Origin of the sequence: Sodalis sp. (in: enterobacteria) (genome assembly GCF_047607725.1) — a bacterium.
Classification (GTDB): Bacteria; Pseudomonadota; Gammaproteobacteria; order Enterobacterales; family Enterobacteriaceae; genus JBLKSS01.
Genome location: NZ_JBLKSS010000058.1, coordinates 1 through 9,039, shown reverse-complemented (window position 1 = coordinate 9,039; position 9,039 = coordinate 1). Strand labels below are relative to the sequence as shown.

The 9,039-nt window shown below is 50.8% G+C and carries 10 protein-coding genes; 3 read left to right on the top strand and 7 right to left on the bottom strand.

What is annotated here, in order from left to right:
* Nucleotides 1–95: 95 nt before the first annotated feature.
* Together ACMX3H_RS06070 and ACMX3H_RS06065 are read left to right on the top strand one after the other, a co-directional pair.
* Complete coding sequence (locus ACMX3H_RS06070) at nt 96–338, top strand: transposase zinc-binding domain-containing protein (protein WP_415210172.1); 243 nt, start codon at nt 96–98, stop codon at nt 336–338.
* Between the two features lie 81 nt (nt 339–419).
* Nucleotides 420–1,214 (top strand): transposase, encoded by a 795-nt coding sequence (locus ACMX3H_RS06065; RefSeq protein ID WP_415210171.1) that lies wholly within the window; start codon nt 420–422, stop codon nt 1,212–1,214.
* A 196-nt stretch (nt 1,215–1,410) separates the two neighbouring features.
* Here the strand turns inward: ACMX3H_RS06065 and ACMX3H_RS06060 are convergent, their stop codons facing one another.
* The 5 genes from ACMX3H_RS06060 to ACMX3H_RS06040 form a co-directional block, all read right to left on the bottom strand.
* Nucleotides 1,411–2,361 (bottom strand): Rpn family recombination-promoting nuclease/putative transposase, encoded by a 951-nt coding sequence (locus ACMX3H_RS06060; RefSeq protein WP_415210170.1) that lies wholly within the window; start codon nt 2,359–2,361, stop codon nt 1,411–1,413.
* On the bottom strand, nt 2,358–2,867 hold the full coding sequence (locus tag ACMX3H_RS06055; protein ID WP_415210169.1) for a ProQ/FINO family protein: 510 nt from the start codon (nt 2,865–2,867) through the stop codon (nt 2,358–2,360). The genes ACMX3H_RS06060 and ACMX3H_RS06055 overlap by 4 nt, the downstream gene beginning before the upstream one ends.
* A gap of 153 nt (nt 2,868–3,020) precedes the next feature.
* On the bottom strand, nt 3,021–3,563 hold the full coding sequence (locus ACMX3H_RS06050) for a helix-turn-helix transcriptional regulator (protein WP_415210168.1): 543 nt from the start codon (nt 3,561–3,563) through the stop codon (nt 3,021–3,023).
* Nucleotides 3,520–4,428, bottom strand: coding sequence for a hypothetical protein (locus tag ACMX3H_RS06045; protein ID WP_415210167.1), 909 nt, complete (start codon nt 4,426–4,428; stop codon nt 3,520–3,522). Before ACMX3H_RS06045 ends, ACMX3H_RS06050 begins: the two co-directional genes overlap by 44 nt.
* On the bottom strand, nt 4,425–4,655 hold the full coding sequence (locus ACMX3H_RS06040; protein ID WP_415210166.1) for an ANR family transcriptional regulator: 231 nt from the start codon (nt 4,653–4,655) through the stop codon (nt 4,425–4,427). Before ACMX3H_RS06040 ends, ACMX3H_RS06045 begins: the two co-directional genes overlap by 4 nt.
* 997 nt (nt 4,656–5,652) lie before the next feature.
* Here ACMX3H_RS06040 and ACMX3H_RS06035 point away from each other — a divergent pair.
* Nucleotides 5,653–6,255 carry a hypothetical protein gene (locus tag ACMX3H_RS06035; RefSeq protein ID WP_415210165.1) on the top strand — a complete coding sequence of 201 codons (603 nt, stop codon included), beginning with the start codon at nt 5,653–5,655 and terminating at the stop codon, nt 6,253–6,255.
* A gap of 1,253 nt (nt 6,256–7,508) precedes the next feature.
* Here ACMX3H_RS06035 and repA read toward each other — a convergent pair.
* Nucleotides 7,509–8,231, bottom strand: coding sequence for a plasmid replication initiator RepA (gene repA / locus ACMX3H_RS06030; protein ID WP_415210164.1), 723 nt, complete (start codon nt 8,229–8,231; stop codon nt 7,509–7,511).
* A gap of 667 nt (nt 8,232–8,898) precedes the next feature.
* The gene (locus ACMX3H_RS06025; RefSeq protein ID WP_415210173.1) at nt 8,899–9,039 is read right to left on the bottom strand and encodes an ATP-binding domain-containing protein; all 141 of its coding nucleotides are present in this window, start codon (nt 9,037–9,039) and stop codon (nt 8,899–8,901) included.

Sequence of the window (9,039 nt, the reverse complement as noted above, 5' to 3'; positions counted from 1 at the left end):
CCAATCTTTCTGAACGGCCATTACACCTTTATCAGTGAAGGGAAAGAACTCGATCTGGACGCTATGATTGAGGGACTGACGTTGTCATAAACCGTATGGCAAGTCCGCAAAATTTTGGCGGCTTTCCGCTTACAACCCCAGCATCAATGGGCGTCAGAAAATATTGTTGTTCATCTCCTGATTGCTCTCACACAAAGTACATTTGCCAAAGTTGCAAAAGCAAAGGTTGCAGCGCTTGCGGCGTTAAAGCTACTGAGCAGTGGGCAACAGAGCAGATGCATATTCTTCCTGACTGTGATTGGCAACACATCACTCTCACCATGCCAGATAAACTTTAGCCGGCTTTTAACCAAAACTGGCCATTACTCAACATGTTATTTTCCTGTGCAGCTAATACTTTTCTGACATGGGCGAAAAAAATGGGGATTGAAATTGGGCTTTTTGCGGCTCTGCACACTTACGGACGAAAGTTAAATCAGCATCCTCATATTCATCTTTCAGTGACGCGTGGAGGGTTAAGTACCAAAAACAATCAGTGGAGATCTTTATTCTTTAAAAAGAAAGTGATTGAGAAATACTGGCGTCAGGCGGTAATTACTTTGCTGAGAAAAAGCTACGACACGCTGTATTTAGCGGCGGCAGGTTATGAGCATATACGTGATTATCGTGAATGGTGTCAGTTCCTGGAAGTGCAATTTCAGCGCCGCTGGAAGGTACATTTTTCAAAAAAACCAGAAAATGCGTGGCAAAACGTCAGTTATATTGGTCGATACCTTAAACGGCCTCCAATATCAGCATCAAAACTGAGGCATTACAGCGGTGGAGCGGTTGTGCATCATTACTATGATCACCGGACGCAACAGCATGGAAAACAGGTATTAAGTCAGGAAGAAATGATCGGACGATATATCAGCCATATTCCAAGCAAGCATTTTAAGATGATCAGATATTACGGTTTTCTTTCTAATCGCAAGCGTTCAGCTTTATTACCGAAAGTCTATGATGCTTTGGAAATTGAAGCAAAAACAAAGCCCGCAAAACCAGGTTTTGCTGCGCAGATGAAACAGTTCACTAATGTCGATCCTTACCAATGTATTTTATGCGGCAATCGCATGATTTTTACCCATGCAGAAGCAGGATTACGACCCGAAGAGTTGCTGGCTAAACGACGTCATCAATTTCAAAGAGAGCGATGGCTTCGGCAAGCAGCATAGGGAAGATCTATCTAAAATTTGGTTTTGCACTCTTTTCTGTATGAATTTTATATAAAAATAATTTTTCATAAACCCAATCCGAGAAAAAATAAGAGTCGTTATTTCATCATTAAAAATAAATTAATTTTCCTGATGGATTCAATTTCCTAACCATGAACCACATCCAGGCTGACGTAATCAGCCTGAATTACCTGGCTTACTGTATTAAATTATCCAATTCATGATCAGAAAGGCCGGTAGATATTTTAACAATGGCACGGTCAACACCGTTACTGACAAGCTGTCGTGCAATTTTCATCGCCGCAGTATGCTCGCCTTGCTGCATGCCTTGCTGCATGCCTTGCTGAATGCCTTCCTCACGGCCAATCTGATAGCCTTCCTGTTTCCCTTCCTGCTTCAGAGCTTCGGCAATGGTCATAAGCGCCTCCTCATGTTTCTCTGCCCGTCTAGCTATCTCGGTAATGAACGTTCGCGGCGAGGCGGCATTCCCCTCCTGAACCAGATAGTTCATCATCGTGACCACCTGCGTATCCGTATAATAATTGTACGACAGCAGTTTAACAATACTGTCCAGCAACTCCGTCATATCCCGGCGGCGAATATGTTTCTGGATGAGCTCTAGCAGCGCCATGCGCCGGTGCTGCATGATGGCATCATCATCGAGCGTGGTCACATCCGCCAGTCGGAACGGCTGGCTATAAATCTTCGCCGCGATATCGGGCCGTTCAAAGCAGTCCAGCCAGTTGGTGCTGTACGGGTGCGGACTTTTTTCGCCGCAGTAGAACAGCACCGGAAAGACCAGGGGCAGTTTATCATGCCCTGCTTCCAGATGGCGCTGCATGGCCGCCATGCAATAGCGCATTAACCGCCAGGCCATCAGCTTGTCAGGGGTCGACTGGTGCTCAATCAAACAGTAGACATAGCCATCCGCTCCGTTGGCGTTCACTGAGTAGAGAATATCACTCTGGTAAGGCTTCATGTCCGGGTCGATAAAGGAGCCGGACTCAGGCTTCAGGGTCGCCCAGTCACACAGCGCCTTGATATCATCAGGCAGCCAGATATCAAAAAAATCCTGCGCGGTGGCCTTGTCGTGAAGAAACTGCCTGAACACCGCATCATGGGGCGTCGGGGTAAATTTCTTGCTCATGGCGTTGGCTCTGCGCCCGATGGCGCCGCGGACTCTGTTTCTGCTTGCCATTTATCCAGCTGCTTCAGGGCATGGGCCTGCTGCTCCTCGGTAATCTCACCACAGGGCTGCCCACGAAGGTCAAACCGACTACCGCCGGCATGGATCGTTTGCTGATAGGCTGGCGTTTGCGTATAGAACATCAGCGCCGCGCTGGCCTTGGCACGGGTTAGCTCCAGTTCTCGCGCCTTGATATCGTCAAGGATATCCGCCGCAATGCCAATTTTGAGCGGCTTCGGCTGTTCGAGGCTGAAGAGTTGCGACCAATGTGCCACCAGACTGGCGATGGCCTCCTGACCCCGGCGTAATTTTTTCGCCCGGTTGCGTACGATGCGCTCTTTCCGGCTCAGGGGCTTGGGCGGCGGCTGTTTCGGTTTTGGCTCCTTGACCGGCTTCGGGGCCTTGGCCTTGGGTGGCTTCGCCGGTTTTGGTGGCGGCGCGGGTTTATCGGCATGCTTCGGATTCACATAAATTTTCGGCTTGTATCTGATACTGAGCAAGGGGCGCTTGGGTTCGGTCATCAGTTTTGTTCTCTTGCTTGATGGTGCTTATGGGTATCATACCAGCTGGTCTGCCTCACTGCGAATACGCGGCCGCCAGCGGCGACCACGTACCAGGCGCTACGGATTCATGACATGAGTGACGTGGGGTCGCCATTGYGCGGGAATGGCGTACATTATCTCCTGCTGGCGACAATAATCATCCAGCTGCCGGACATTGTGGATACCTATCTTGTGATAGATAACCTGCAGCCGGTTTTCTACCGTGCGATGCGATATCCGGAGCCGCTGCCCAATGCGCTTGCTGCTCAGGCGCTGCAGCGATAAAAAAATGATACCCCGCTCCCTGTCAGTAAACCTGTCGTCGACGGGCCAGTCCTCCACTGCACGGGGACACCCACCCTCGAGATAGTCCAGTAACGACAGGAATGGGAACGGCCGCGCGAGGCAAAAGCTGCCGTTACACACGCCGTCATCATCCACGTCGGGAAGAAAGCAGAACAGCCAGGGCTGCGTTATGCCGTGGGCAGCATAGGGCTGGCTGTTGAACACCCAAAGCGGTTGACGTTGCTGCCGTGCATGAGCTTCCTGCGCCAGGAACAGCGACACCAGAGGAGAATCATTGCCACATGCCCGTGCGTCGCATCCCAGCAGTCGTTGCATGGGGGCATTGGCAAACAGGGTGCCTGCGGCATCGGTGAAGGCGCAGGGGGCCTGGCTGTGCCGCCAGAGCGCGGTGAGTGAGAGCGTCATGGTTACCCTCCCGTCCGGCGTTCAAACGCGCTGACAGCTCTACCACGCATTCATGCGCCGCCTGCTGGAATAGGGCAGAGACTCTAGGGTGGTCAAACCCGGCGGCGGACGCCACATGCCGCCCGGCGAAAACCCGGATTTCGCCGCACACCCAGACAGCAAAGACCTCAACACTCTGCGCGTCTAGCGCCAGCGAGCCAGATACCGCCTCGTCCTGCGCTGCGGACAAAAAGTAATCCTGCAGAATAGGGTCATCCGGCGTCAGCGACGCAAGGGGCACCCGCCGCCACGCCCGCGGACTGCCTATTTTCTTCACATCGAGCAACAGCGGCCCGTCGATGCACCAGTCCTCCGGCAGTTCAGTCACGGTAGTATTACGAAGGTTGAGGTAGCCGCCGACACTCAGCGGGGCGGGGAGTGCGGCGATGGGCGTACCTTCAAGGTCGAGGGCACCGTCCACCGACAGATTGGCTGGCAGGGATAGCAGACCGGTATTCTCCAGCATGATGTCCAGCCCGACACCAATATCGGCCGGTAACGAGGTTATCGGCGTATTACGCAGGTCGAGGCTGTCCAGGATATCCAGGCCCGCCGGCAGCGCCGATAATCTGGCGCATTCGCGCGCTATCAGCGACCCGACGATGGTCAGGTTATCCGGCAATGTTGCAATATCACTGCCGGACAGGTCGACATCGCCTTCGAAAAGAAGATGACCACCCGAAGATGGAATGACGACAAGACCCATGCGATTAACAAAGTCGAGGAAATCCGTCATGCAACACCCTCGTTTTTCACGCGTGAGGGGCAAGCAGCCAGAAAACGACGGCGGGATTCACACACTCTGGCACGAATGGCAGTCCAGTCGCGATTTTCCTGTTGCACCGGCTGTTCGCTGGCCTGACGCCACAGGTTTTCTGCCTCATCGAAATGACCATGACGCTCACACTGCGCTGCAGAGTGGGCGATATGCGCATAGCATACAGGGAACGATTCATTGCGCACCTCCCACGTTCAGGAGAGATTGACGCTGGCGGGTGTTTAAATTGCGCGAATGGTGCGCAAACAGGGCAATTAACGTGCTGGGCGCTTCAAATATGCGCACGCGGAAGGTAGACTTTTGCATAGTCCGACTCCTACTAACGATAGGTTTTGGATTAGCTGGTAGTAAGAGCTGGTACTCTTGCTATCAGTGCATAACATTTTATATTCTGATTAATTTTACGCCTTTTACCGCAAAAGCCTATTTTTTGTGGTGAGCATTTTATTTATAAAATCAAACAGTTAAAATAAATTTTCCGGGTAAAAACCGTTTTTTTCGCCAGCATTTTCCTGGCCCTCGTATTTTCATTATTTTTCATAGGATAATTGTGCTTCAAAAACTCCCCCCGCAAGAGACCACGAATGACCTGAACCATCTGGCTTTCTGTGCACTGGTTGCGCTTCACCCGCACCCGATGCATCGATTTCACGCCAGTTCCCGAAGTAGAAGATGGATGAGTTGCAGCGCACGTTCGGATCTGCGCCGGGGGATGCCGGTAACGGCTATTTTTAGCGTATCGAAATTTTATAGAATATACATCTATAGTCAATTAACTTGAAGACGAAGATGCAGGCATGGCCTCAGTACTTGCTGTATCCACCAGATAGAGCGAGGTATTTTGATGTAATACCAATATAAGATTAACAAACTTCACATATTCACTAAATGAACACCTCCTGAATGCAGGATAAATTAAAAAAAATAAAATATTATGATTACTGTATGTTCAAGGATGATTTATGTACGAAGCCATAACTAAATAACTATTCTGAATACTGCTTCATTCGCCATTACATGGCATGTATGACTTATTTTTAAGATGATACATCATCCCACAACCGTGGTGATGCTTCACAATGGAAGTCTCTCAATCTTTTGTATAACAAGATCCAGATAAAAYYWTASMRSWAWYMSAMMMWKWWWTYWAGRCRWMMWMMWCKRKSCRMKKASGAATAATTTATGTCTGGATATTGCAATATAGCTACTGGAAAAAATAGCTTTGCTATTAACATTACTCTTCTACCCTATAAAAATTTGACGAAGTCTCTGCCGTCCAATAATGTTACGAACATCGAGAATAGTTCGCATAGGATGGCACCTTTGAGCGCTTCCTCCGCCAGCAACGTTTCTGGCGGAGGAAGCGCGTCAAGCTGTACCAACATTGCGCCGCCTCAACCTGCAGTGGCTCACCTTGGGTCAGATATCACGCAAAAACCCGCCGTCGATATAGGAATCTCATTCGGTAATATTAATAATCACCAAGGCGATACGATTAATAATTATTACTACAGAACACCCCCAGGAAATGAAAATGCTGACGGGTGCCAGGCAGGCACTGTGTTTGGCGAAAATGCCACCACGACAGATCAGATGATGCGAACCGCTTACTCCTCAGGCCGGCACGATGTTGGCACCTCAACCGATTACAGAACCCAAACAAGGGCGAACATAAGGGTAGCCATTGCCAAAGCAGAAAACGTGTTGAGGCGGTTAGATGAGAACGGCAAACGAATGCAAGTGGTGCAACATAAAGCTGAGGGGGAAGCACGACGTTGCAAATAGTGGTAGAAAAAAGTCAAGCCACTAAGGCTGATTTCGAGCAATGCATCAAGTCTAGGGTCGATAATAAATCGTTCTTGCCCCTGACCGACAGCATCAAGGCAACCGGTGGCAGAAAAGCTTGGTTCCCGTTTGAGAGTATGGCGATGTCCAGCGTCTCTTCTGCGGCCCCGGTTACCCCGGTCAACGGCATAAGAAAAGGGCCTAGAATTGTTGCGCCGTCATCACAACTCCGTCAAGCCAGATTAGAAACTAACACCAGTAACGAATTAAGCAATAAAAAGCTGACTGKCGCTGATCGGCCAAAGRAGAATTATATGAAACAAACAAAACCTTCTCGGAAAAAAATTGTGGGCGGTCCCTCTAAATTGGGGTAGACCCAACAGTCGTGTCACCCACCGCCATATTGATCACGGCAGGCGAATGTGATTTATAACTATTAAATTAAACGAGATGACACTTTTTTATTTATTAACAGTGTGCAGATACGAATCTCTTGATGACAAACTGCACGGCTCTAGGTGTGCGTAGCGCACAGGAGGCGGCAAATGGAGTCACATAGTTCACGACACTCAAATGCCGCCGAAGCCCGGCGCAGGCGRTACGGTCCTCACAGACACCCCATACCCGCCCTTCACCCTGTCAGACCGGTTTTTAAAGGCTTGAGCAGTGCGAAAGCCGCCCTACCGAACTATCAGCGACACGAAAGCCAAAGGGTCGAAGACAAAAGAACATTAAAGCGACACACACCCTTCAAAAATCACCAAAGCGAAACCTAAACACCATTAGTTATAGCATTCATAATTCTTTTCTTCACCGGTCCAACGGACCGGTGAAGAAAAGAACTGTGGGCGGGGTGACGGGATTTTTTCTTGTTTGTTTGGGTGTTTGTGAATTGGGGTAGCTGGAGGTAGGAGTGGGTTTGGACGACTGAGCAGCGCGGGCGTGCCCRCTGTAAGCGAAGCCCTTTTTGGTTTTTGGGGTAGGGGGTGAGAGTGTGGTTGGCGGTGAGGTTATYCCCAGAGCGTTGCTCTTAATTATCTTTTTCTGTAATAGGTAGTTACAGTTACTTTGCATCTATTATTGGTGGATAAAAAAGACTGGGGGTCGGTTTGGGTGAAATTAGGGGGTGGGGGTGGAGGAAATGACGGCGGAGAAGCGTGAAAATAAGGGGAATGGTGGGGTAGGGGCGTGCGGAAGCCTACGCCGTGAAGCGCATCATTTTCTCAGAGGCGGAAAGCCGGGCAAAAGAGAGTTTAGGGGGTGTCTGGCGGTGGGGCTGTAGAGGCGGCCAGCTTGCGCAGGGCATGGTAGCGCTGGTCAACCAGACGCCTTAGTCCTTGGTGACCCATCGCCTCCAGCTCGTCCTTGTTGTGCAGCTTCACCAGGTCGTTCATGATGGAATGCCGGGCCTGTGCAGGCGCCATCTCATCAATCTTGCGCGCATGACAACGCTGCTTGTTGAACGCTCGTTTTTTGAGGCGATAATCAAACGCGTTCTTGATGTGCTTTTCTTTGGCGCGACGGCGGGCTTCGCTGAGGGTGATGGGGCCTTCGCCTTTGTCACGCAGCTTCTGGTTTTCCCAGGCCAGCTGCTGGCTCTGTGCCGACAGGAATTTACCCACCTCGTAATCGATAAGCACAAAGAACAGTTCGGTGACCCAGATAATCTTGGGGATATAGGAATGCGTGCTGTCGTCCCACACCCGTTCGCATTTGATGGCGCCCAGCTCTTCCAGTGTCGTCAGCGCCCGGCTGGCGCGTGAGATGCTTTTCCTGGCGCCGCTGCCCGTTGACAGGCCACACCAGTCGGACAGCTGCTCGACGCCGGCCTCCACCTTGCCGGAGACGATATTCAACCGGTCTGCCATCGCCACCATCAGAGCGTTAACCGCCCGCGCCCGGTGGGCGTTCATCCGTTTAATAAACGGTTTTTTCAGACCGGTTTTCACGTCAAGACGTGGCGTACCAGGCTTCATGGCGGGCCGGATTACTGTTCTGTGCCACCTTGACCAGGGCTTTGACTATCGCCGGCTTGGCTGCATCCGCCTTTGGCGGCTGGTAGCGCGGATAAGGGTTACTGAAGCGGTGTGAGGGTACTTTTCAGTCGGGGAAGGGGAAAATTGTTTAGCCACCGCTCCCTGCGCTTATGGCAGAGCAGAGGGTGGAAGTGCGTTCTAACACTTGAAAGCTAATGTTCATTCGGCTAGTATCCTTCCTGAATACGTGCGCAGACATGATTCGCAAAGCCCTGATAGACGATCTGCCAAGATTACTGCTATCGGGGTTTTTTGCGTTCTGGGGCCAGAAAAAACTGTTTTCTCTGACGCCAGGCACCAGCTCACTGTAGGGGAGCGGCCTGAACGACGGGTTTACCCGTGGACTGTGACACAGTAGCGAAAAGCCCGCAGACTAGCAAGCGGGCTTTTTATTTTGGCAGATACGCTATGTGGGGTTGTAAGCGGAAAGCCGCCAAAATTTTGCGGACTTGCCATACGGTTTATGACAACGTCAGTCCCTCAATCATAGCGTCCAGATCGAGTTCTTTCCCTTCACTGATAAAGGTGTAATGGCCGTTCAGAAAGATTGGCAGTGTTGTTTTCGGCCAGTTCATCAGTTAATGCGACACAACCAACGGGACACGTATCATGTGAAAGGAGGCAGGTCCATGTGGGCAGTTGCCTGCACAAGGACAATGCATCGCTCCTTCGCACGTGTCACTGCGTTATAGAGCAAACGCCTCTTCTGCTCGTCGCTTCCACCTACCGCTGCCGGCCAGAGAACAAT

Bases quoted from the DNA above. Each gene is read 5' to 3' on its own strand.
- ACMX3H_RS06035 (WP_415210165.1), top strand. From the start codon at position 5,653: ATGTCTGGATATTGCAATATAGCTACTGGAAAAAATAGCTTTGCTATT.
- ACMX3H_RS06045 (WP_415210167.1), bottom strand. From the start codon at position 4,428: ATGACGGATTTCCTCGACTTTGTTAATCGCATGGGTCTTGTCGTCATT.
- repA (WP_415210164.1), bottom strand. From the start codon at position 8,231: ATGAAGCCTGGTACGCCACGTCTTGACGTGAAAACCGGTCTGAAAAAA.
- ACMX3H_RS06065 (WP_415210171.1), top strand. From the start codon at position 420: ATGGGGATTGAAATTGGGCTTTTTGCGGCTCTGCACACTTACGGACGA.
- ACMX3H_RS06060 (WP_415210170.1), bottom strand. From the start codon at position 2,361: ATGAGCAAGAAATTTACCCCGACGCCCCATGATGCGGTGTTCAGGCAG.
- ACMX3H_RS06070 (WP_415210172.1), top strand. From the start codon at position 96: ATGGCAAGTCCGCAAAATTTTGGCGGCTTTCCGCTTACAACCCCAGCA.